This window comes from Clostridium sp. UBA6640, from assembly GCF_002455975.1.
Taxonomy (GTDB): domain Bacteria; phylum Bacillota; class Clostridia; order Clostridiales; family Clostridiaceae; genus Clostridium_J.
In genome coordinates this window covers 1-25,010 of sequence record NZ_DKLM01000151.1, presented here as the reverse complement: position 1 = coordinate 25,010, position 25,010 = coordinate 1, and the positions used below count along the sequence as shown (strand labels likewise).

Below are 25,010 nucleotides of genomic sequence, written 5' to 3'. Positions count from 1 at the left end.
TTTTAAGCTTGATCTATCTCTGAAAATAATAAATGATCAACTTCATTCAATTCACAATTCACGATGCACAATTCACAATTGTGGATATTTCTCAGTTATTACTGAGAAATTTAAAATTGATTTTGGAGTGGCGAACAGTGTTCGCCATGATTACTAGCAATTATATTGCTAGTCAAAAACAAATTTAAAGAAATTATTTTGTCTAAAAATAATTTCAACCATAATTGTGCATTGTGAACTGTGAATTGTGCATTATTCTAAATTGTTAACCGATATTTAGATATATATTAAATTTTAGAGTATTTTATTTATAGAGTATAATGGAGGTTATAATTATATGATTTACATTCAAGGAAATTCAGATGTTCCAATATATCTTCAAATCTATCATCAAATCAAAAATGACATTGAAGAAGGAAATATTTTACCAAGAGAACGACTTCCAGGTATTCGTACACTAGCTCAAAGGTTAGGGGTTGCACGTAATACTGTTAATCAGGCCTATACCCAGCTAGCTGTTGAGGGATACATTCAAGCAAGACATGGGGCAGGGTTTTTTGTTCTAGACATTTCAAATGAATTTGCAGATAGGAATTACGTGCCGCAGGATATAAATACTTCATCTGTTGAAAGAATAGAAGTGAAACAACCTGTAAGCCTATATGATTTTCAGTATGGTGCATTTCCTTATGAGCAATTTCCTTTTAAGTTATGGCGAAAATACACCTCTCAAATTCTCTTATCATCAGAAAAAGAAGTATTTAATCAGTATCCAGATAATCAGGGTGATTTGCTGTTACGACAAGAAATCAAAAAACATCTGTATAAATCAAGAGGTATGGTTTGCTCTGAAGAACAAATTATCGTTGGTTGTGGGTTACACCATTCGCTAGATATTTTGTGCAAGCTTCTGGCTAAAGAAAACAACAGGATTGCTATGGAGGAGCCTGGCTATAATGGTGCAAGGGATGTATTTATCAACAATAATTATAATCTACATTTGATCCCAGCCAGTAAAGAGGGGCTTAGCATCTCATCCATTTACCATTCTGGCGTATGTGCTGCCTATGTAACACCTTCACATCAATTTCCTTACGGAACCGTGATGTCAATTTCTCAGCGCAAGGAGCTACTTAATTGGGCAAATGCTAATGATGCATATATCATTGAGGACGATTATGACAGCGAGCTCAGATATGATGCTAATCCAGTGCCAGCGCTCCATTCCTTAGACACCAACGACCATACTATCTATATCGGAACTTTTTCAAAGTCTCTTTCTCCTTCTCTGAGGATGAACTATATGGTGCTGCCAGTACAGCTGCTGACTACATATTGTAACATGTTTCGTTCCTATAGTTCCCCTGTATCATGGCTGACACAACGTGTTTTAGCCGCATATATGATGGATGGAAATTATGAGCGGCATATTCGAAAAATGTGCATCACATATAAAAGGCGTCATGATGTATTTGTACAGGAAGCAACAAAAATGTTTGGAGACAAGGTAATTTTACATGGTCGCGGGGCAGGGCTGCATTTCGTTTTGGAGTTTACAGATGGTGAGGAACAGGATTGGCTTATTAAGCAGGCAGAAAAAGTGGGAGTCAAAGTATATTCTATGATTCCATTCTGGAATAACAGGAATGATTGTCCAAGAAATATTATATTTGCAGGATATAGCTTACTGAGTGAACAACAGATACGAGAAGGTATTGCATTGCTGCAATCTGCATGGTTCAGCGCAGTATCAAAATGAAAATTGAATGGTGAAATTTAGGAAGAAGAACTAGGTAAAAGAAAGGTATACTAAAGATATAATAAGACAAGGAGGTTGATTCATATGAAAAATATTGCATTTTATCCGACGTCCATCGGTTTGATTGGCATTGTGGAAAAAAGCGGTGTAATTACTGAACTCTTTTTTGGCAAAGAATATCAGCCTACAGATAGCACGGAGTTGGAAACTCCATTGCTGAAAGAAGCGGCACGTCAGTTAGAAGAGTACCTTGACGGTAAACTCAAGTCCTTTAACTTACCTCTTGCCCCAGAAGGTACTGATTTTCAGCAAAAAGTGTGGGTTGCTCTACGAGAGATACCCTATGGTGAAACACGTAGCTACAAGGAGGTAGCGGAAACGATCGGACGACCCAAAGCATCCCGTGCAGTGGGGACAGCCAATAATAAAAATCCGATTTTAATCATTACACCATGTCACCGGGTTATTGGTGCAGATGGAAAGCTTGTCGGCTACGCAGCGGGACTTGGGGTTAAAGAAAAACTATTGGAAATGGAAAAGACCAATGCAAATGGTTAAAACAAAGTATTTTGAATATGGCAGTACAGAATTAAATTACCTTGCATCTGTTGACCCCGTTCTTGGTGCTACAATCAGGCATCTTGGACGGATGGAACGCCAGGTGATTCCAGATCTTTTTCCGGCCCTCGTCTATGCTATTATCGGACAACTTATATCTGCTCGTTCAGCAAGCACCGTTTGGTTAAGAATACAGGATACCTTTGGCGATATTACACCAGAAAATCTATCCCTTTATACAGCTGACGAGATTCAAGCCTGTGGTATGACAATGAAAAAAGCAACGTGTATTCATAATATTACAAAAGGCATTATACAAGGGCAATTTGATCTCTCTGCTTTGAATACTTTGTCCGATGATGAGGTCATTAAACGGTTAATATCCTTGCCTGGTATTGGGCGCTGGACGGCTGAAATGATTCTTCTAAATTGCATGGAACGTCCTAATGTGGTTAGCTGGGGTGATCTCGCTATACGTCGAGGTATGCAGAGGCTGTACGACCTCCAAGAACTTACTAAACAACAGTTCGAAGAATATCGAAAATGCTATTCGCCATATGGTTCGGTGGCCTCTATTTATTTGTGGAAAACTTCCTTTGAAAAGGATTATCAGATGAATGAGAAAAGGAGATGATACAACTATGGAAATGATTCGTGAACAACTCATGGGACTTGCAGAGGAAGATTACCGAAAGTTTTCCTCCAGACTTTTGCCAAATATCGATACAGTACTTGGTGTTCGATTGCCGCAACTTCGCAAGCTGGCAAAGCAAATTGTAAAGGAAGATTGGCGCAGATACCTGAACACTACAGAGAGTGACTACTTTGAAGAAATAATGTTGCAGGGCATGGTAATTGGGTACGCACCCTGTGAAGTGGAAGAACGGCTCTCATATATAAACAGCTTTGTGCCTAAAATTGACAACTGGTCAGTATGTGATAGCTTTTGCACTGGGCTTAAGTTTACAGCGGAAAATCGGGATCGTGTTTGGGACTTTTTACAGATGTATTTTCGTTCTGCTCAAGAATATGAGATTCGATTTGCTGTGGTAATGTTGCTGTCCTATTATATAGACGAGGAATATTTAAGTCGTGCGTTAGATATATTGGATACCGTCAAGCATGAGGGTTATTATGTTAAGATGGCTGTTGCTTGGGCCCTTTCCATTTGTTATATTAAACTGCCGGAGCAGACTATGATCTATTTGAAGCAGAATACATTAGATGATTTCACATATAATAAAGCATTGCAAAAAATCACAGAATCCTACCGTATAGATAAGGAAACTAAAGAGATAATCCGTAATATGAAACGAAAATAAAAAAGAAGGTGGTATACATGCTATTCAGCAATGAAGAAAAATGGAAGGCTGCCATTGAGTGTGATTCATTCTATGACGGCCAGTTTTTTTATGGAGTGAAAACAACCAGCATTTTCTGTCGGCCCTCCTGTAAATCAAAAAGTCCCAAAAGAGATCATGTGGTATTTTTTGATACGGCAGAGCAAGCTCATGCTGCTGGATTTCGCCCTTGTAAGCGGTGCAGACCGGATCTTTTGGAATTTGAACCCAAAAGGGAGACTGTGGAAAGAATTAAAAAGGTAATTGATGAATTTTATACTGATCCCAAACAGCTTAAAGAGGAAATTGATGGACTTGGTATTAGCAAAAACAGCATGATCCGGTTATTTCAGGATCAGTTAGGCATGACTCCAGTGCAATATATTAATAAGCTGCGCATTGAAAAGGCAAAGGAGTTTTTGGCGAACTCACAGGATACAATTCTATCCATTGCTTTGCAATGTGGCTTTGGCAGTCTCTCAACATTTTATAATTTCTTTCGACGTTTAGTAGGTATGTCGCCTACACAGTACAGTAAGCTTTTTGCTGGAAAGGAAGATGAGAAATGATTCTTAGTGCAAGTCGTCATACGGATATTCCGGCCTTAAATTTGGAGAGCAGATATATATATAGATGTACCACTTCTAAATTTGATTTATCACTGAAAACAGTTAACATTTATTGGTGTTGCCACTAATACTACTAAATTCACAGTTCACAGTGCACAATTCACAATTGTGGACATTTCTCAGCTGCCACTGAGAAATTTAAAATTGATTTTGTAGCGGCGAACAGTGTTCGCCACATAACTAGCAATATAAAATTGCTAGTCAAAAAATATGTTTTAGGAAATTATTTTTCTAAAAAAATAATTTCTTTCTTAACTGTGCATTGTGAATTGTGCGTTGTGAATTAATATATCAAACTGTAACCCATATTCAGACATACATTAAATTTTAGAGTAATATACCTATATAATGTCTTAACTTTGTTTAACTTTAATAAAGCAAATGTCGTTAACCAACGTCTTTTAGTTTCAATAGAAACTGAAAGACATTCTTTATACCAACAAAATTTATTTAGACCATTAATTATCAAAAATATAATCAACAAGAATAAGGAAAATGTAGAATATAATAGATTGCTCTTAATTGATAACAAGGAGATATTCCTCTCATTACAAACCTTACAACAACTGTAAGTGTTAATTGGTGAATTTTTATTATATAGCATTTATAAGAAAAGTTATAGTATAAAGTAGACTATAAAAATTAAACTTAAAAAACTTTATACTAATGGGGATTTTATGGAGGTTTTTAATATGGAATTGCATAAACTAATTGCAGAAGGAAATACAGCAAAGTTATACCAGTGGGAAGATAAGGCAGTTAAGTTATTTCATAAAGAAGCAGCTGAAGGTGAAGCACATTATGAAGCAGCAAAGCAAGAATATGCATATAACTGCGGGTTGTCTGTTCCAAAGATATATGATGTTACATTAATTAATGGAAGACAAGCGATTGTTATGGAATATGTTGAGGGAGAGTCTCTAGGGAGTTTAATTTACAAGGATATGAAACAAGCAGAATATTATATGGGATTAGCAATTGAAACACAAATGAAAGTTCATGCAGTGACCGCTGAAAATTTTCAACCAATGTCAGAAAAGCTTAAAGAAAAGATAAATGCTGCTATAGGTCCAAGTCATATGACTAAACAAAGGCTGTTAGATAAAATGAATAAAATTTCTTATGGAAATAACCTTTGTCATGGTGATTGTCATGTATTCAATCTTATAAAGACAAAAGATAAGATTGTAATAATTGATTGGGTTGACTCATCCTGCGGTAATATAGCCGCTGATGTGTATCGTTCCTATCTTCTATATTTGCAATTTTCTGTGGATTTGGCTGAATTATATCTCCGTCTTTATTGTGGAAAGAGTCATTTAAGCAAAGAACAAATATTTTTATGGGAGCCTATTTTGGCTTGTGCAAGGCTTGCTGAAAATGTTTCTGATGATAAAGCTAAGCAGCTGCTTGAAATTGTTAATCAATATAGTGTTGAGTGAAAGATATGTGTCATTTTTGATTAATATGTTTTGTTACAATGAATTAAATGCATTAACTACTCAAGAGAATTAGGTAAATAAGTGCATTAATATAATTTATTTACATTAAATACAAAAGGTGATATAATTAAAAAAAGATTGAAGGAGGGAAGTAAGTTATGAAACCAGCTAATTGCTAATATTAATTTTAAATTAATATGTATTTTATAATGAGTTTTAAATTTGCCTAATTATATTTAGGTTTTGTTGTTGTGCTCTTTATGGAATAAGGCATTTAGAAGGTAACTTACTTTACTGAAATTCAATATTATAATTTATATAGTGTTTCAAATAGTTATTTTGAAATGTTAAGCTAGAGTTTTTGAGAAATTCTGCAATTAGGTATATAGGAATAATGGATGCTTTTATTTACATCCGTAATTTTTGTTTATATCTAAGTTTAAATAAATTATAATAACAAAGCATTTTAGGCCGTAAGAAGAATCCATCTTCTTATGGTCTTTTTATTTTAAAGTTTTTGAAAATTTCATAATAGTATAAGTGGTTAAGATTTTTTCTGCCTATCCATAAGATGCTGATTTAAAGTATGGATGAAAGAAGGAATTTTTATGTTTGAATTATCATTAAATGGTATAAAAAAATATATGGATGCTACCCTTATTCTTGAAGATATAACTTTTCAAGTTTATGCAGGAGAAAGGGTTGGCATAGTAGGTGCAAATGGAAGTGGCAAGAGCACCATTCTTAAATTAATAGCAGGAATAGAACCAATGAATTATTGCGTTGGTTACCCAGGTGCTACAAGCCCTGGATATGATGAAGGATTTATTTCCATTCCTAGAGAAGCCACTAGAGCTTATCTTGAACAAATACCTCAATATCATGAAGATTTGAAAGTTATTGATGTGTTAAATTTAGCTTTTGAGGAAGCTCACAGCATAGAAAAAGAAATGCATAAATTAGAAGATAAAATGAAAGCTTTAGAAGGTGATAAACTAGAAAAAGTGTTGAAGCAATATAGTGATTTAGTTCAACTATATGAGGTTAAGGGAGGATATGATATAGAGGAAAAGTTAGGCAAGATTTGTACTGGGCTAAAATTTGATGATAGCTTTTTAAATAAAGATTTCAGCCTATTAAGCGGCGGGGAAAAAACTACAGTAGTACTTGGGAAGCTTTTGATTGATAACCCAGATATATTACTATTGGATGAACCTACAAATCATCTGGATATGGATTCCATTGAATGGCTCGAAGGCTATCTTAAAGCTTATAAAGGAATTGTAATTATTGTATCTCATGATAGATATTTTTTAGATAATGTAGTAACAAAAATAGTAGAAATAGAGGATATGAAGTCTATAGCTTATAAGGGCAATTATTCTTCTTATGCTAATCAGAAAGAAGAAAATATGAGAATTCAATATGAGAATTTTAGAGAACAGCAAAAGAAGATAAATACTATGGAGAAGACCGTAAAGGATTTAAGAGATTGGGCTATGAGAGCTGATAATAATAAATTTTTTAGAAGAGCTGCCAGTATACAAATAAAGCTTGATAAAATGGATAAAATAGAAAAACCAATTTTTGAAAAACAAAATATGAAACTAAATTTAAAATCTGCACAGCGGTCAGGTAATGAGACTATCAAAGCCATAGAACTTTCTAAAAGGTTTGAAGATAAGGTTATTTTTAAGGATGCAAATTTATTGATTAATTTTGGTGAAAGAGTTGCATTAATAGGTCCCAATGGATGCGGAAAAACCACTTTCTTAAAACTGCTCTTAGGTGAAGAACATCCTGATGATGGAGTAGTAGAACTAGGAGCAAATGTTATGGCAGCATATTTACCACAGAAAATAACTTTTAAAAATGAAGACCTCACTGTGCTAGAGTGCTTTAGAGAAGATATTTCTATATTGGAAGGAAAAGCACGGGAATATCTGTCGAAGTTCATGTTTTATGGCAAAAGTGTATTTAAAAAAGTAAAACATTTGTCAGGAGGAGAGAAGATTAGACTAAAGTTAGGTAAACTATTGTATGAAGATGTAAATCTATTGATACTAGATGAGCCAACTAATCATCTTGATATTGATTCAATAGAAACCTTTGAGGAAGCTTTGGAAGAGTTTAAAGGAACCATATTCTTCATTTCTCACGACAGGTATTTTATCAATAAAATTGGTGAAAGAGTTATTGCTGTTGAGGATAATGCACTAAAAAGTTATTCTGGTAATTATGATTATTATAAAAGTATAAAGGATGAGCTGAGTTTGATGGCGACTAAAGAACCTGTGATAAAGGCTGAAAAAATTAAGAAGCCAAAGAATATTGATGAAAGTAAAAAGAAGGAAGCAGAAAAGGCTAAGGCTTTAACAAGAGTTGAAAGTCTTGAAAATGAAATAAGAGAACTTGATTTAGCTATGTCTAACAGTCTATTAGATTATGAAGAGCTTAATAAGTTGTACTGTAGGAAAGAGGAATTAAATAAAGAATTGGATATAGCTATGGAACTGTGGTTAAGTCTTGAGAATTAATAGTGGAGTTCATGAAATTCACTATTATAAAATGAAAGAAGTAAAAAGGACTAGGAGAGAAATCACTTAGTCCTTTTTAAAATTTTTTTGGTTATAATCTTTACTCCAAAATAAAAATATTATATATTAATATAGTTAAATTTATTTTACAAATGATTAGAAGTGAGGGAACATGAGATTAGATAAATTTTTAGCAGAATCAGCAGTTGGAACACGGAAAAATGTTCGAAATTATATTAAAGAAGGGGCTGTTAAAGTCAATGGACAAATTGTAACAGAACCTATAATGGAAATTAGTGAAAGTACTGATGTTATTGAGTATCTCGATAATGTGGTTGCCTATACAGGAAAAGTATATTATATGTTTCATAAACCAGAGGGATGTATTACTGCAAGGAAAGATGCAGTAAATGCAACAGTTTTTGATTTTTTTGAGGGAGTTAACACCAATGGAATATTTCATGTTGGAAGGCTGGATAAGGATACGGAAGGATTATTGCTGTTTACCAATGATGGAGACTTTAATCATAAATTGATGTATCCAGAAAAGCATGTTGAAAAGAAATATTTTTTTATTGCATTAGGTTCTCTAAGTGAAGAGGATATAAAAAAGTTAGAAGAAGGTATTTCTATAGGAGAAGGTGAAGCATTGACGAAGCCTGCCAAAATAGATGAGGTAATATGTGGAACATATAAAGAATTTGAACAGGAAATAGATATTAGAAAGTTCTACAACATAGATTCAAATCACTATGAACAACCAGTTGTATCCGGATATCTCACAATTTCAGAAGGACGTAAACATCAGGTAAAACGCATGCTAAAAGCAGTAGGTTGTTATGTGGTTTATTTAAAGAGGATCTCCATCGGAGAGTTAATGTTAGATGAAACACTTAAAAAAGGCCAGTATAGAATGTTAGAAGAAGATGAGATTCAAAAGTTATTGGTAGAAGTATAATTTTTAGAGTATTTTGTGGAACAAAACATTTAATTTAACAAAGATTAAAATTGATCGCTGATTAAGAATTTTTAATTTCTTAATTGACGGTCTTTTGATTTTTAAAGATTAGAAATTTCATTTGGACATACATTTTGAAATGTCAGTAAATGAAAAGCATAAGGAAATCTGTTTTAATCATCCTATAACAGGGATAACACATACACTATATTTTAAAAGTCCAGAATTGGTGGAATTTCCAGCTGGTGAAGGGGAAAAACATAGTTTTTACATTATGCAGTCGATGTATGAAATAGAGCCTGCTTTGCCACAAGGTGATACTCTAGAGGTTGGAAGCAGTATCCAATACACAGAAATACCAGAGGAAGAGTTCAGCCCTACTGCTACCTCATCCTTTGGCATTATGGGTGGGACAGACGGTCATACTACAATTTTTGTTTCAAAAAATGGAGAAGAAAAAACTATACTATGTGGCTTGCACAAACTGCCACTACATAGTTGTTTTTCTGTTCCAAGTTTTCAAAAGGAAAATACCTCACACTTTGTCATTGAGGGAGTTAATATAGAAAAACATATTATTTTGCCACCTGCTTTTACAACTGGGTGGCAAATTTTATGTATTTTATAGTGTTCGGAATTTCGTATCTGCAATATTATACTAATATCAACTTTATCTAGCTTATTTTGATAAAATATTAAAAATTCTAATTGTTAGAATTTGAACTCAACTTTCTCCAAAGTGTACTACGACTAATACCCAATCTTTTAGCAGTTCGTTCTTTATTTTGTCCTTCTTCCTTTAAAACTGCTTGTATTATATCATAATTAATTTCGTCCAATGTTTTATTAAGGGTAAAAGAAGTTCCTTTATCAGAAATGGCGGCAAAATCTAGTTGCTCCTGTGATAATATATTGAATACCTGATCTTCAGAGATATATGAACCTTGCGTTAAAATTACCAATTCACTTAGTATTCGGTAAAGTTGATTTAGGTTGTCTTTCCAAGGGAAATTTTTCATCAATGACAGTGCTTTAGGTTCCATTCCAATAATTTGTTTACCTAAAGATGTATTAAGTTTATTTATATATAAAGCAATTATACTAGGTAATTCTGTTATTCGTTCACGAAGAGGTGGTAGGAATAACTGTAGACAAGATAGTTTGTTTTTTAAATAATCTAAAATTTCAACTTTTTCTGAATTGCAATTAAGAACTACTGAAAAAATCAATCGATTACGCTTGGCTAAGTTAGAATGAGAAAAAAAATCAATTAGTTTATCAAACTGTGATAAATCTAAAGCAGTAATATCTTTAAAAAAGATTGTTTTTCGAAGGTCATATAGTGGAGAATTTTCTTGAGATAATAGTGAATGCCACTGATGAGCATTTATATTGGAACAATTTATTGTATATAAAGGCGATTTACTATAAGGTCCATTCTTATAAATTATAGTTGCTGCTTTCTCCTTTCCCGTTCCACTTTCGCCAATAATTAATACAGGATAATGTGTACGACTGTATTCTTCGATTTGTTTACGAACCATACCAATATAATTAGAACTACTAAAATCTGTTTTGAATACTTCTGAGTGATTAGATTCAGCATTATAAATGGAGAAGGCTGAATCTTGAATTAGTGCAATTTTTTTCTTTGCAATTCTAATTGCAGTGTACTTTTCGCCATCGTAAAAACAGAAAGTACTAGTTATAGTAAGAACGTAGTAGTTATCTATTATTGTTTCAATTATTTGTTCGGAAACAGATAAAAGAGAATCTAGATGATTGTTTACTGTATTTATTATATTATCTTGAATATCTGAATCTGCTATATAAGAAAACCATATCTCACCATTTGGATCATAAATAATAAGATTATCTTCACTGTTTGTTATTATTTTTTGAAAAATTTCCTTTTGTTTATGAACATAGTGCATAGATTGAACAAGTTGTATAGCTTTATCTAAAGAAGAGTTGACACTTTCAATACTGGAGGAAATTAGAATATAATTCAATCCTAATTGCTCAGCTACAGTAGATCCAATCATATCACACAATACTAAATCATATTTACTGTCTTTTAATTTTGTAAGAACAGGAAAAACATCGCTTTCACTATTGAAGGTTATAATATCTAGTTTGTATTGAAGTAAGTCACATAACACTTTTGCACAATCAGTTATGGTTGAGAATCCTATTATGGCGAATTTTGCATCAGATAGTTCGGCAGTTTTGATAGCACGTAACACATCATATACGGATATTGATATTTCAATCACTGGAACTTCAACAGTGGAACGAAGTAAGTCTGCAGTACCCCCACGTGAGATAATAGCATCATAATTTTCATATGCATGTTCTTTTGCAATTTGAACACCAGTATTTAAATCGCCAGTCTCAACTGAAAGGATAATATCATTACGATCTTTTGAAATTTTACGTAAGATTTCAGCTAATCCTTCATAAGGGGCGATTGCCAATAATTTAACTTTTTTCATTTAGTAAGCTCCTTTTCAAATTCAATTTAAAACTATTATATAACTTTTTTTAGAAAAATCCAATTATATTGGTTTCAAATTAGAACATTTTTTTGACTAAAGAAAGGTTGAAACTCGAAAATAATATATATATTATTAGAATTAAGAAAAGATATTAATTATTGTTTCAAAATGAAATAAAAAGGGAGGGGTATAATATGAGTTATCAAATGAAAATACCTGCCAATTTGTACGGCGGAGAAGGGAGTATTACTCAGCTTAAGAATATACTAAAAGATGAATCGGCAAATAAGGTGATTATTTTTACGGATAAAGGAATAAAAGAAACTGGTCTACTTGACTTGCTATACAAAATTTTAGATGAAACAGATATAGAATATTTTGTATATGATGATATTAAACCAGAGCCTAGTTATAAAGATATTGAAAAAGTCCAACAAGAAGCACAAGATTACAAAGCTGATATGATTATTGGTTTTGGTGGAGGAAGCGTTATGGACACTGCAAAGGTATATTCAGTCTTATTTGATGCTTCTTATAACATGAAAGATTTACTCGATACTCCTAGTATTGCTAAAAAGAATATTAAGACCATTATGATACCAACAACATGTGGAACAGGATCAGAAGCCACTTGCAATGCAATTGTAGCTGTTCCAGAAGAGCAGACCAAAAAAGGAATAGTAAACAATGTTATGATTCCTGATTATGTAATTTTAGATCCTCAAATGATTCGAAAATTACCACAACAAATTATAGCTGCCACAGGTGTCGATGCACTTGCACATGCAGTAGAATGCTTTACTTCCAATAAAGCAACACCACTTTCGGATAATTTTGCACTTGAAGCGGCTAAACTAATTTTTGGGAACATAAGAGAGGCATATAATGAACCTGATAACATGAAAGCAAAAGAGGCAATGATGTTAGGTGCATTTTATGGTGGGGTTGCAATTACAGGAAGTGGAACAACTGCAGTACATGCCTTATCTTATCCTTTGGGGGGTAAGTATCATATTTCTCATGGTGTTTCAAACGCAATACTCTTTACAGTGGTTATGGAGTTTAATAAAGAGGCTTGTGCCGACCAACTTGCTGAAATATGTGATGCTATTCATCCTGAATATTCAAACAAAAGTGTGAATGATAAGGCGCAATATGTTATTGACCAGATTGTAGATGTGGTTAAAGTGACAAATATTCCAGTAAATTTAAATGAATTTGGAATTCAGATTGAGGACTTAGAGTTCTTAGTGAAAGCTGGAAGCGAGCAAAGAAGATTACTAGATAATAATAGAAAAGAATTAAGTAAAAAAGACATTGAGGAAATATATTTAAAAGTTATTAGGTAGGTGTGACTTATATGAGTAAAAAACCGATTATAGGAATTACTATGGGAGACCCTGCAGGAAATGGATCTGAACTTTCTGTACAAGCTCTGTCAAAATTAGATTTTTATGAACGTTGCAGACCTTTCGTTATTGGTGATGCAGCTTGCATTGAAGAAGCAGTTGAAATATTAAATTTGAAAGAAATATTAACAGTAAATCCTATTAAAGCCATTAAAGATGCACAATATAAATTTGGTGTGATAGATGTGCTGGATATGAAATTGGTTAATATGGATAAAAAAGAATTTGGAAAAGTACAAGCAGTCTGCGGGGAGGCAGCATTTCAATATGTAAAGAAAGCAATTACCCTGGCTGTTGATGGAGAAATTGATGCTACAGTAACTAATGCTATAAATAAAGAAGCAATGAACTTGGCCGGACATCATTATTCTGGTCATACAGAAATATATGCAGAATTTTCTAATGCGAAAAGTTATTCTATGATGTTAGCACATGATAATCTGCGAGTAGCACATGTTTCAACCCATGCTTCACTTCGACAGGCTTGTGATGCTGTAAAAAAAGAACGAGTACTGGAAGTTATACGTTTGGCTAATAAAGCATGTAAGGCTCAAGGGATAGAAACTCCTAGAATCGCCGTAGCAGGATTAAATCCTCATGCTGGTGAAAATGGATTGTTTGGAAGAGAAGAGATTGAAGAAATACAGCCAGCAATTGAACAGGCCTTGAAAGAAGGGATATTTATTCCAGATAAACAGCCAATGCCATCAGATACAGTTTTTTCTAAAATGGAAGGTGGTTGGTATGACATCGTTGTAGTAATGTATCACGATCAGGGGCATATTCCATTGAAATTAAAAGGATTTGTATACAATAAGGAAGAACAAAAATGGGATGCTGTTTCTGGTGTGAATATTACTTTAGGTCTTCCAATTATTCGAGTATCTGTGGATCATGGCACTGGATTTGATCAAGCTGGAAAAGGCACCTCAAGACCAGATAGTTTAATGAATGCCATAGATTATGCTATTCAATACGCAAGCAATAAATAGGAGGAATAAATGGCAAAATTATTAATTATCGCAGACGACTTTACTGGAGCGCTTGATACAGGTATTCAGTTTAAAAAATGTGGAATTCCTACACAGGTTTTTACTAATTGCGAATTAGATATTGAAGAAATAAAATCAAACACAGAAGTTCTAGTAGTAAATACAGAATCGAGGGCTCTTTCAAAGGAACAAGCATATGAATCAGTAAAAAAAATATCCCATTGGGCAATTGAACAGGGTATAGAGATAATCTTTAAAAAAACAGACTCAGTTCTACGAGGTAATATTGGAATTGAGCTTCAAGCAGTTGTTGATGCTAATCCTCTTGAAACACTTTTCTTTTTGCCGGGACATCCCGAAATAGAAAGAATAACAAAGAATGGAGTATGTTTTGTTTCAGGAGAACTGCTAGAAAATAGTGTATTTGGAAATGACCCTTTTAATCCAGTAACAAAATCATATATACCAGACATTATAAAAGAACAAAGTGATATTAGTGCTGTCAGTATAAATAATAAAGAATCTATTGATAATCATATAGTAAATCAATCTAAGATTGTTATATGTGATACCTTGAGCGTAGAAGATATTGATAAACGGTTAGATGAATTAATACAACAAAATAAATTAAAGCTAATAGCTGGCTGTGCAGCACTAGCTGGCCGATTAGCAAAAAAGCTATCATTTAATCGAAATGGAATTAAATCATTTAAAAAAACAGAAGGGTTATATGTAGCTTGTGGAAGTTTAAACGAAATAACGAAAAAACAAGTAGAATATGCAGAAAAACGCGGATTTATTCGTAAGCACTTAACTCCTGAGCAAAAATTACAATCAGATTATTACGAAACATTAGAAGGAAAAAAATTTTTAAACGAAATTCTAGAACTCTGTAAAGAAAACAAAAAAATAATAGTTGATACTTTTAATGTTAATGAAAATACTAATGACTATTTAGAGACATATAATGTATCTCCAGATGAAGTTAGATTTGTTATTCCAAAGGCTCACGGACGTATTGCAGAAGAAATAATGAGCAGTGGAGTTGATTTCACTATTTTGATGACAGGCGGAGATACTTTAATGGGATATATGAAATCAATAGGTTGTACTCAAATCAAGCCAATATGTGAAATCGAGAAAGGTGTCGTTGTATCGGAAATAGAAGGTAATGGAAATAAACAACAAGTTATTTCCAAGTCGGGAGGATTTGGTACAGAGGATGTTTTTTGTAGAATAGCTGAAAAAATATTAAATATTAAGGGAAGAGAAGTAACATAAAGAAAAATTTAATTAAAAGGAGAATAGCAATATGAAAAAAGTAAAACTTGAGGGAATTATAACTCCAATTTTAACACCTATGAATTCAGATGAGAGTATCAACCTAGATGAATTGGGCAACCAAATCGAACGATTGATTGATGGTGGTGTCCATGGATTATTTCCTTTTGGAACAAATGGTGAAGGATATATTCTTAGTGAAAATGAAAAAATTGAAGTGCTAGAGGCTACTATAGATAAAGCCAATGGGCGTTTGCCTGTTTATGCTGGTTCAGGTTGTATCTCTACTGCTGACACTGTTCGTATGAGTGTGAAGGCACAGGAGTTAGGTGCAGATGTTCTGTCTATTATTACACCAAGCTTTGCCCTAGCTTCTCAGAAGGAACTCTATGATCACTATGTTGAGGTAGCGAAACATGTAGAAATTCCTATTGTACTCTATAATATACCGGCTCGTACTGGAAATAAACTATTACCAGAGACGGTAGCTAAATTGGCTAAGGATGTGGATGTAATTGTTGGAGTAAAGGATTCTAGTGGAAATTGGGACAATCTTCAAGCTTATATTAGTTATACTAATGGGCTAGATAAAGAGTTCTATGTTCTATCAGGTAATGATTCGCTTATCCTACCTTGCTTAAAAGCAGGTGGTTCGGGTGCTATTGCTGGTTGCTCAAATGTTTATCCTCATGTTCTAGCGTCAATCTATGATCTGTTCAAAGAAGGTAAGTTGGATGAGGCACAAGTTGCTCAAGATTCAATTGCTAGTTTCCGTGAAGTATTTAAGTATGGAAATCCAAATACAGTGGTGAAAAAGGCTGTATCTACCTTGGGGTATCCGGTTGGAGATTGTCGTAGGCCATTTAATTACTTGAGTGATGAAGGTATAAAAGCTTTGGAGAAAGTATTAAAAGAAAATTCTGAACTAGGAATGAAGTAAAGGGATACATAAAAAAGTCAGAAAAAAATAACATCTAATTTCCAGAGAAGAGGAGGTACAATATGAAATTTGTTATGACACAAGCCGTTACTTCTGAAGGCTTGAAAATGCTTGACGGAGTATCTGATATTTATGTTGCAAATAATCAAGATCCTAATAATTATCTAGAAGAGATGCAGGATGCAGATGCATTAATTGTGCGTATTGCTAAATGTGATGGTAACGTTATTGAGAATATTCCAAACTTAAAAGTAATCGGACGCACAGGTGTCGGTTATGACACTGTAGATGTAAAAACCGCTACTAAACATGGTATTCCCGTCGTAATAACACCTGGAGCGAATAATCGTAGTGTAGCCGAGCATACAGTTGCTATGATGTTTGCCTTGTCCAAGAATCTAATTGAAGCACAAAATGAAATGATTACTGGAAACTGGGAAATTCGTGGTGCGAAAAAAGCTTTTGAATTGGAAAATAAAACAGTAGGCATCTTAGGCTTAGGAGCTATTGGAAAAGAAACTGTTAAGATTTGTAAAGGATGCGGGATGAAAGTTGCTGGTTATGATCCATTTTTATCACAGAAAGATATTGAAGCTATGGGAGTAGAATTTTTTGAAAATTATGAGGATTTGCTTAAGGTAAGCGATGTGGTTTCAATTCACGTTCCTCTTACTGATTCTACCGAGAATATGATTTCCAGTAAGCAATTATTAATGATGAAAAAAAGCGCTATAATTATCAATTGTAGTAGGGGAGGCATAGTCAACGAAGCTGATTTGGTGGAAGCTCTTAAAAAAGGTACTATTGCTGGAGCAGCATTGGATGTATTCTGTAATGAGCCACCTGAACCTAATGACCCTCTTTTAAATTGCCCGAATTTAGTGATTAGCCCACACTCTGCAGCTCAGACACGTGAAGCTGTTATTAAAATGGCTAAAATGTGTATCGAAGGATGTTTAGCAATAGTAAATGGCAAAAAATGGCCATTTGTTGCGGATCAAACAGTTTATGATCACCCTAAATGGGAAGGAACTGATTGGGCAGAGATATAGATAAATAAGGTTAGTAAATATAGGTAGGTGAACTAGATATCTACTTATCTGTATTTGCTAAGATCCTGTATACTGATTAAAATATATGGTTAAAAAGAACTTTTATTAGACTATATTACGTGTCGTTAGGCATAACTGTGAAATGGAGGAGAAAAATGGATTCAAGTATTATTGCATTAATCATATCAATGATTACGATTGTGTTATTCATCTCTAATAAGTTACCTATGAGTGTTGTTGCAATGTTTGGTTCTTTGGCAATGGGTATTTTAATTCCTGAAATGCAATTATCTGCTGTGTATTCAGGCTTTAGTTCACCTGGCTGGCCAATGGTGGTAGGAATGCTTGTTGTGAGTGATGCACTGTTCGAAACAGGTATTGCAGAAAGAATTGGAATAAAAATTGGAAATAGTTTTTTAGCAAAAAATGAAAGGCGATTCATTATAACTGTCGCCATTATTGTAACTATTATGTCCGCATTCATGAGTAATAACGGAACTGTTGCCATATGGATGCCAATTATTGCTGCTGTTGCTGCTGGTTCTAATGGTCGTATTCGTTCGAAAATGGTGATTTTTGTAGCAGGAACTGCGGCTGTTATAGGTGGAGGAAGTACTTTGATTGGCTCTACATCTCAACTTGCTGCAAACGGTATTCTCCAAGGATACGAAGGTTTTGAAGCGGGAATGGGTATATTTGATATGAGTAGAATTATGATTCCCGCTGCGATTATTCAAGTTATTTATTGGGCAACTATTGGTTATTCAATCCTTAAGTGGGCTTTAAAACCAGAAAGTCCTGATTTTGATAAGAATAATGTCTATGCTACTACTGCTGCTACTTCAGAAGATTTGTCGGAAGATAGATTTAGTGATGTTCCTAAATGGAAAGGTAATGTAGCTCTTTTTACAATGATTTTAAGTATTGTACTCTTTATATTAAGCGGTTTTGCACCTTTTAATAAGTACCTAAATATCGGAATTATCGGAATGCTTGGTGCAACAATTATACTTGGTACTGGAACCGTGCCGGTTAAAGATACTTTTTCTAGATTACCTTGGGATGTATTAATAACTATAGGCGCCATTTCCGGACTTGGAACAGGTTTAGATGCTTCAGGTGGTGGCGAACTTATTGCTAATGCTGTTTTAACTTTCTTTGGCGGAGCGAATGCTACTATTCCTGTATTAACTGTAATAATTGCTGTATTGACTAGTGTCTTAACTAATTTTATGCAAAATAATGCTACAGCCGCAATGATTGCACCTATTACTATCTCTATTGCAATGTCGCTAGACATTAGTCCACTCCCTTGGGTTATCCTTGTTGCTGCTTGTTCTAATCTGGCAATTGCAACATCATATGGTACTGCTGTAAATATGCAGATACTTCCAGCTGGATATAAATTTATGGATTTCGTGAAAATTGGTGGTCCATTACTTATTTTAATGATAATTACAGTAACTGTTACTAGTTCATTGTTTCTTTTTTAATAATATTGAAGCTGTTTCAATATTTTATTTTAAAGTTTTTATGGAGTTATAAAATAAGTTATATAATCGATTAATGTTCATGAAACTTTGTAAATAATCTTTAAAATCTTTTTTAGAAACAATAAGGAAATTAAATAATCATAAATAGTGTATACTAAGATGTAAAGGATGTTGATTTTTCATAATTATTTGAAATTTCAACATCTTTTTATGAAAATTATGTGTAAGGGAGGAACAATAATACTTATAGGCTCTCCAACAATCCTGTACAGTAATCACTTCTCCATGGTAATCAGCCCATGGGAAATCATTATCTTCATCTAAAATCTCCCACACACTGATTGACTTTGTTTGAGAGGAATGTTCTTGTAGAAAAGCCACCCATGTAGGGCATATATATACTGCTATATCTTCATCTGATACTCCGTTCATATTTGCATTTGGTGTTAGTATAATATTGTAGAAACAAAAAGACGAACACTTTAAAATAAAGAAAAGAGAAGGAAGTGTTTATAATGGCAAAAAGTCAAATAGGAGAAAATAGTTCATATATGTTTTTTCTATACTAAGAGAGGAGTATCATATTATAAGCTACTACAAGTAAAGGTTTTTATTTTCATTTATTATATATAAATGAAAATAAAGCAATCCAAGAATTTAAATGAATTTATAATTCATGTGAATATTATAAGAGCTTGTTATATTGTAAAAGTATATTTTTAACATAGTTAAATCCAATAGATAGTTATGTATCTATTGGATTTTTAAATTTTTAAAATGTTATACAAAGTTGTATACTTTATTAATGATTATTATAATTTCTCAAATAATTAGTATACAATAAGAAATTTTAAAAAATAAGAAGTAATAATTTTACTTTAAGTTAATTTTTATTTATATTTATGCGTGTAAAGGAGGAAATATGATAGAAATTGTCAATTTAGAAAAATCATTTCATACTCGTAAAGTACTAGACAATGTCAATTTGAAAATAGATACTGGAATGATATATGGACTTGTGGGGCAAAGTGGTGCTGGGAAGTCCACTCTACTACGGTGTATCAATGGTTTGGAGAAGTATAATAAAGGATCAATTGTTGTGGACGGTATAAAAGTAGAAGAGTTAAATAGATATGAAATGCGCAATTTCAGAAAAGATATGGGGATGATTTTCCAGCAGTTTTCATTGATAGATAGGAAGACTGTATATAAAAATATTGCATTTCCTTTAGAATGTTGGGGATATAAAAAAGATGATATACATAACCGTGTAAAAGAGTTAGTTGAAATGGTAGGTTTAGAAGATAAAATATATGCTTACCCAACTGAATTAAGCGGGGGGCAAAAACAAAGAGTTGCAATTGCTAGAGCCTTGGCTTTAAAACCTAAATACATATTATCTGATGAATCTACATCAGCTTTAGATCCTAATACTACAAAATCTATTCCTAGTCTCAGAAAACAAATTAGTAGGGATATGAATATAACTGTTTTGGTTGTAACACATGAAATGGATGTTGTACAAGGTATTTGTGATGAACTATCTATTTTAGAACAAGGTAAAATAACGGAATCAGGAAATGTTATTGATTTATTTTCGGATAAACCTAAGTCTCTTTTAAACTTGTTAGGAGAAAATGAGATTATTTTACCTCAAAGTGGTGTTAATATTCGACTGAATGTTAATTTAAATAGAGATTATGGTGTAGTTTCTCAACTAGCTAAATATATCTCAGGAGATTTTAATTTATTAGATAGTGATTTTTATAATAATGATTCCATTCGATACAACAATCTACTTATAAATATTGATGAAAATGATTTCGATAAAACAATAGAGTTTTTACAGAAGAAGAGTATTGAATTTAGGATAGTAAGTAAAGGTGGTGTTATTGATGGATGCAAGTAATACCCGCTTATTTGAGTACTTACCCACTGTGATTATTCCTGCTATATGGGTCACAGTGAAAATATTGTTTTTTTCTTCTCTGTTTTCTATTATTATAGGACTTGTTTTAGGTACTATATTAGTACTTGTTGACGAAGATGGATTAATACCAAATAAATTTGTATTTATCATAATTGATAAATGTGCCGACATATTAAGGTCATTCCCAACTTTAATTCTTATAGTGGCATTGATGCCTTTGACAAGATTGATTATAGGAACTACTGTTGGAGCAAATTCAGCAATTTTTTCAATTTCCATAGCAGGTGTACCCTACGCAATTAGAATAGTTGAAAATTCGTTGAGAACAGTAGATAAACAATTGATAGAGGCTGCGAAATCTGTGGGAGCTTCAACGTTACAAATTGTATTTAAAGTTATGTATGTGGTTGCATTGCCAAACTTAGTATCTAATCTTACTATGATGATTATAAATATGCTAAATACTACAACTATTGCTGGTGCAGTAGGAGCTGGTGGATTAGGCGCTGTAGCTCTTACATATGGATATCAAAGGTTTGATGATTTAATCATGTATTTCATTGTGGCTATTTTACTTATTATGGTTCTTCTAATTCAAGGATTAGGTAGATTTATTTATAAAATTTTAAAGTAGAAAGGAAGAAAAAAATGAAATTTAAAGCAAGTAAATTATTAAAGTTTATTGCCTTGGCAATAATGATGTCATCATTGTTGGTAGGCTGTGGCAATAAAAAAGAAGATGAAAAGAATGTAATTAGAGTAGGAGGTACTGAAATCTCTAAAGTAACCTATGATGCTATAGAAAAAGAATATGCTAAATTAGGATATAAGACAGAATTTGTTCTATTTGATTCAAATGTTTTAGTGGTAACTGCTGCTAATGATGGAGAAGTAGATATTTCTATAGGTCAACATAAGAAATTTATTGAAACATTTAATCAAGGTCAAAAAGGAGACTTACATATGTTAGAACCATATGGTTATTATACAGGAATAGGTCTATATTCAGAAAAATATAAATCTGTATCTGAGTTTCCTGAAGGTGCTAAAATAGCAATTATGAATGATGCAATGAACATGGATATAGGTATGCATGTACTTGAAGACGCAGGATTAATTGAATTATCTAAAGATCACCAAGGTCCATATACTGTAGCTGATGTAGCTAAAAACCCTAAAAATATCAAAATCATTGATATGGAACAAGCTCAAACTGTAAGAAGTTTAGAAGATATGGATGGATCACTAGTATTCTTCACTCATATGTTCAATTCAGGAAAAGATCCTTCTACATATTTAGTTCGTGATAAACAATCTGTAGACTACCCAATTGGACCTGTAGTTAAAGAAGAAAATAAAGACAAGCAATGGGCTATTGACTATGCAAAATGCCTAAAAATACAATCAGTAAAAGATGAAATAGACGCTAAGTTCCCAGGGGTATATACTCATTATAAATAAAATGGAAACTAAATAGTTATAGCAAAAATTTAATTAATGCAATTTACTAAAACAGCACAGCAATTTTTATAATGGCAGTGCTGTTTTATATAATATTAAATATATATACGGATAGGAGAAATGATATGGAACTAAGTTGGAAACAATCTTTATTGAAACTCAACTGTGCTTTAGATTTAGAAAGACAAGTAGTTGGAATTAAGTTTGCTTTTTCTAAAAAAGAATATGAGCTACTGAATGGTCAATGTCCCATAAAAAAAATAAACTACTGTGGAATGGTTAAAAGTGCTGCATGTGGACACTCATTGAAAGCAACTGGAGATATGTTAGCTTGTACTAGTGCTGCTCGAACTTTGGGATTTCAAGAAGATACTGTAAATGAAAAAGGTCAAAATTGGGTGCGACTAGGACTGTATAAAGATGCTGAAGTTGCAAAAGAAGTTAGGGATAGCCTTTCATATTCTAAAGAGGAACCATATGGTGTTTTAGTTCAGCCTTTAAGTATGTTCGAGGACTCTCCTGGCATTGCACTAATAGTAACTAACCCTTATAACTTAATGAGAATAGTACAAGGATATTCATATCACTATGGAGCAAGAAAGGATCTTGGGTTCTTGGGCAATCAAGCTATATGCTATGAATGTAGTGCTAAACCCTATGTGACACAAGATATGCAAGTATCCTTATTATGTATTGGAACTAGGCACAGATCTGGATGGAAAGATCATGAATTAGCAGTAGGTATACCAATGGATCAATTTGACTCAATTGCAGATGGAGTATTCAATACCATCAACATCATGGAAAGCAATGAAAAAAAACGTGTAATCGAAGAGAAATTATTGAAGTCAGGCATCACTGAACTAAATATAGAATATAATAGCAATTATTATAAAAATGTTTAGTTGAAAGTAATTTAGTAAATACTAAATGTTACAGATTCAGAGAATATGTAGGAGTGGATTCATGCATATGGAACACCATTTTATGATACGTTTTGGGGAATACAAGGTGCAAAAGAATATGAGTTTATATATCATAAATCATTAGAAGAGAAATTGGAAGCAAGAAATATAAATCATATGGATAAATTTAAAGAAATATTTGAAGAAGAAATTAAGAAAATCACATTTCATTACGGACATCCGTATTTAAATTCAGCAACATTAGCAGGAGTTATTAGAATGGCATTAAAAAAATATAGATAATATTATTAACATTTCAACATATGCGAAAATTTCTATTGACAAAAATATAAGTTAGCGTATGATAGTAATAATAAGTAGTAATATGTAAAAGCTTTGATAAAGAGGAGTAAAGGTTAAGGAATATTAAGAGAGGAAAGTTCGGCGGCTGTAAGACTTTCTATAGGAATTACCTTGAAGGTAGCTTTGGAGCTTCTTTGCCGAAAATAGTAGGTAAAGACGGTTTTCTAAACCGTTAATTTATTGAGAGCCTATCGACTATTATGTCCGTAGGAAAAAAGGTGGTAACGCGGGTCTTCGTCCTTTATGGATGGGACTCTTTTTTTATTGCAAAAAAGGGAGGAATTTATTTATGAGAGATGCAAAAAATATTGGGAAAACTTATGAACCAAAAGAATTTGAAGAAAGAATTTATAAAAATTGGGAGGAAAGTGGATATTTTACACCTGTTGTAGATAAAGCTAAGAAACCTTATAGCATAGTGATGCCACCTCCAAATATTACAGGAAAACTTCATATGGGGCATGCGCTTAATAACACTTTGCAAGATGTTTTAATAAGATTTAAAAGAATGCAGGGTTATAGCACATTATGGCTTCCTGGTGAAGATCATGCAAGTATTGCAACAGAAGTTAAGGTGGAGCAGGAGCTTATAAAGCAGGGAATTAACAAGAAGGAAATGGGGAGAGAAGCATTTCTAGATAAGGTATGGGAATGGACAGATGAATATAGAGAAAAAATAAGGAAACAGCTTAAGAAAATGGGATGTTCCTGTGACTTTACAAGAGAAAGCTTTACTATGGATGAAAATTTAAACAGGGCAGTTAGAATCGTTTTTGTTAAATTATATGATGAAGGATTAATATATAAAGGAAATAGGCTTATAAATTGGTGCCCACAGTGTAGAACTGCATTATCGGATGCAGAAATAGATTTTGAAGAGTATACAGGCTATTTTTGGAGTATAAAATATCCATTAGCAGGCAGTGATGAATTTTTAGAAATAGCTACTACAAGACCAGAAACTATAATTGGAGATACAGCAGTAGCCGTTAATCCAAAGGATGAAAGATATACTCATTTAGTTGGTAAGAAACTTATCTTACCACTTGCAAATAGGGAGATTCCCATTATTGCAGATAACTATGTGGATTTAGAATTTGGAACGGGGGCGGTTAAAATAACTCCAGCTCATGATCCTAACGACTATGAGGTAGGAAAGAGACACGATCTTGAAGAAATAACTGTTATGAATGAAGATGGCACTATGAATGAGCTTGCTGGCAAATATGCTGGCATGGATAGGTATGAAGCAAGAAAAGCTGTGGTTAAGGATTTAGAAGAGCTAGGCTTACTTGTTAGTATAAAAGAGCATATTCATAATGTAGGCTGCCATGATAGATGTGGAACTGTAGTTGAACCTATGATGTCTAAACAGTGGTTTGTTAAAATGGAATCTTTAGCAAAAACAGCTTTAGCAGTTGTTAGAGAAAAACAGATTAAATTTGTTCCAGAAAGATTTGAAA

The 25,010-nt window shown here is 33.0% G+C and carries 22 protein-coding genes and 1 other annotated feature; of the genes, 21 read left to right on the top strand and 1 reads right to left on the bottom strand.

The window, feature by feature from the left end; translation table 11 throughout:
* The first annotated feature begins 337 nt into the window (after positions 1-337).
* The 9 genes from B2W91_RS17320 to B2W91_RS17280 all read left to right on the top strand — a co-directional run bounded on the left by B2W91_RS17320 (position 338) and on the right by B2W91_RS17280 (position 9,851).
* Complete coding sequence (locus B2W91_RS17320) at positions 338-1,759, top strand: PLP-dependent aminotransferase family protein (protein WP_291583207.1); 1,422 nt, start codon at positions 338-340, stop codon at positions 1,757-1,759.
* Positions 1,760-1,843: 84 nt separating this feature from the next.
* Positions 1,844-2,317, top strand: coding sequence for a methylated-DNA--[protein]-cysteine S-methyltransferase (locus B2W91_RS17315; RefSeq protein WP_291583206.1), 474 nt, complete (start codon positions 1,844-1,846; stop codon positions 2,315-2,317).
* The gene (locus B2W91_RS17310; protein ID WP_291583204.1) at positions 2,304-2,951 is read left to right on the top strand and encodes a DNA-3-methyladenine glycosylase family protein; all 648 of its coding nucleotides are present in this window, start codon (positions 2,304-2,306) and stop codon (positions 2,949-2,951) included. The genes B2W91_RS17315 and B2W91_RS17310 overlap by 14 nt, the downstream gene beginning before the upstream one ends.
* A 7-nt stretch (positions 2,952-2,958) precedes the next feature.
* A complete protein-coding gene (locus B2W91_RS17305) occupies positions 2,959-3,639 on the top strand; it encodes a DNA alkylation repair protein (RefSeq protein WP_291583202.1) in 681 nt (226 codons plus the stop codon).
* Between the two features lie 17 nt (positions 3,640-3,656).
* On the top strand, positions 3,657-4,226 hold the full coding sequence (locus tag B2W91_RS17300; protein ID WP_291583200.1) for a bifunctional transcriptional activator/DNA repair enzyme AdaA: 570 nt from the start codon (positions 3,657-3,659) through the stop codon (positions 4,224-4,226).
* A gap of 752 nt (positions 4,227-4,978) precedes the next feature.
* Positions 4,979-5,728, top strand: coding sequence for an aminoglycoside phosphotransferase family protein (locus B2W91_RS17295; protein WP_291583198.1), 750 nt, complete (start codon positions 4,979-4,981; stop codon positions 5,726-5,728).
* Positions 5,729-6,336: 608 nt separating this feature from the next.
* The gene (abc-f, locus tag B2W91_RS17290) at positions 6,337-8,265 is read left to right on the top strand and encodes a ribosomal protection-like ABC-F family protein (RefSeq protein WP_291583196.1); all 1,929 of its coding nucleotides are present in this window, start codon (positions 6,337-6,339) and stop codon (positions 8,263-8,265) included.
* 172 nt (positions 8,266-8,437) lie between these two features.
* A complete protein-coding gene (locus B2W91_RS17285) occupies positions 8,438-9,223 on the top strand; it encodes a pseudouridine synthase (protein ID WP_291583194.1) in 786 nt (261 codons plus the stop codon).
* A 121-nt stretch (positions 9,224-9,344) separates the two neighbouring features.
* A complete protein-coding gene (locus B2W91_RS17280) occupies positions 9,345-9,851 on the top strand; it encodes a hypothetical protein (RefSeq protein WP_291583193.1) in 507 nt (168 codons plus the stop codon).
* 76 nt (positions 9,852-9,927) lie between these two features.
* Here B2W91_RS17280 and B2W91_RS17275 read toward each other — a convergent pair whose 3' ends face one another.
* On the bottom strand, positions 9,928-11,718 hold the full coding sequence (locus B2W91_RS17275; RefSeq protein WP_291583191.1) for a sigma-54-dependent Fis family transcriptional regulator: 1,791 nt from the start codon (positions 11,716-11,718) through the stop codon (positions 9,928-9,930).
* A 197-nt stretch (positions 11,719-11,915) separates the two neighbouring features.
* On the opposite strand from B2W91_RS17275, the gene B2W91_RS17270 reads away from it, so the two are divergent.
* The 12 genes from B2W91_RS17270 to B2W91_RS17215 form a co-directional block, all read left to right on the top strand.
* Positions 11,916-13,070 carry an iron-containing alcohol dehydrogenase gene (locus B2W91_RS17270; RefSeq protein ID WP_291583189.1) on the top strand — a complete coding sequence of 385 codons (1,155 nt, stop codon included), beginning with the start codon at positions 11,916-11,918 and terminating at the stop codon, positions 13,068-13,070.
* Positions 13,071-13,081: 11 nt separating this feature from the next.
* Positions 13,082-14,122, top strand: a complete 1,041-nt coding sequence (pdxA, locus tag B2W91_RS17265; protein WP_291583187.1) for a 4-hydroxythreonine-4-phosphate dehydrogenase PdxA — start codon at positions 13,082-13,084, stop codon at positions 14,120-14,122.
* Positions 14,123-14,131: 9 nt separating this feature from the next.
* Positions 14,132-15,403: a four-carbon acid sugar kinase family protein gene (locus B2W91_RS17260; protein WP_291583185.1), complete on the top strand. Its 1,272-nt coding sequence runs from the start codon at positions 14,132-14,134 to the stop codon at positions 15,401-15,403.
* Positions 15,404-15,434: 31 nt separating this feature from the next.
* The gene (gene dapA, locus B2W91_RS17255; RefSeq protein WP_291583183.1) at positions 15,435-16,343 is read left to right on the top strand and encodes a 4-hydroxy-tetrahydrodipicolinate synthase; all 909 of its coding nucleotides are present in this window, start codon (positions 15,435-15,437) and stop codon (positions 16,341-16,343) included.
* A 62-nt stretch (positions 16,344-16,405) separates the two neighbouring features.
* Complete coding sequence (locus B2W91_RS17250) at positions 16,406-17,395, top strand: hydroxyacid dehydrogenase (protein ID WP_291583182.1); 990 nt, start codon at positions 16,406-16,408, stop codon at positions 17,393-17,395.
* A 155-nt stretch (positions 17,396-17,550) separates the two neighbouring features.
* Positions 17,551-18,888 carry an SLC13 family permease gene (locus B2W91_RS17245; RefSeq protein WP_291583181.1) on the top strand — a complete coding sequence of 446 codons (1,338 nt, stop codon included), beginning with the start codon at positions 17,551-17,553 and terminating at the stop codon, positions 18,886-18,888.
* A gap of 922 nt (positions 18,889-19,810) precedes the next feature.
* Positions 19,811-20,797, top strand: a complete 987-nt coding sequence (locus B2W91_RS17240; protein WP_291583180.1) for a methionine ABC transporter ATP-binding protein — start codon at positions 19,811-19,813, stop codon at positions 20,795-20,797.
* Positions 20,784-21,452 carry a methionine ABC transporter permease gene (locus B2W91_RS17235; protein WP_291583178.1) on the top strand — a complete coding sequence of 223 codons (669 nt, stop codon included), beginning with the start codon at positions 20,784-20,786 and terminating at the stop codon, positions 21,450-21,452. Before B2W91_RS17240 ends, B2W91_RS17235 begins: the two co-directional genes overlap by 14 nt.
* Before the next feature lie 14 nt (positions 21,453-21,466).
* On the top strand, positions 21,467-22,279 hold the full coding sequence (locus B2W91_RS17230; RefSeq protein WP_291583176.1) for a MetQ/NlpA family ABC transporter substrate-binding protein: 813 nt from the start codon (positions 21,467-21,469) through the stop codon (positions 22,277-22,279).
* Between the two features lie 125 nt (positions 22,280-22,404).
* Positions 22,405-23,184 (top strand): DUF169 domain-containing protein, encoded by a 780-nt coding sequence (locus B2W91_RS17225; RefSeq protein ID WP_291583174.1) that lies wholly within the window; start codon positions 22,405-22,407, stop codon positions 23,182-23,184.
* 153 nt (positions 23,185-23,337) lie between these two features.
* Positions 23,338-23,487, top strand: a complete 150-nt coding sequence (locus B2W91_RS17220; RefSeq protein WP_291583172.1) for a hypothetical protein — start codon at positions 23,338-23,340, stop codon at positions 23,485-23,487.
* 84 nt (positions 23,488-23,571) lie between these two features.
* Positions 23,572-23,792: a binding site (T-box leader), on the top strand.
* Between the two features lie 44 nt (positions 23,793-23,836).
* Positions 23,837-25,010 (top strand): class I tRNA ligase family protein (locus tag B2W91_RS17215; RefSeq protein ID WP_291583170.1); only part of this gene is annotated, 1,174 nt, incomplete at its 3' end.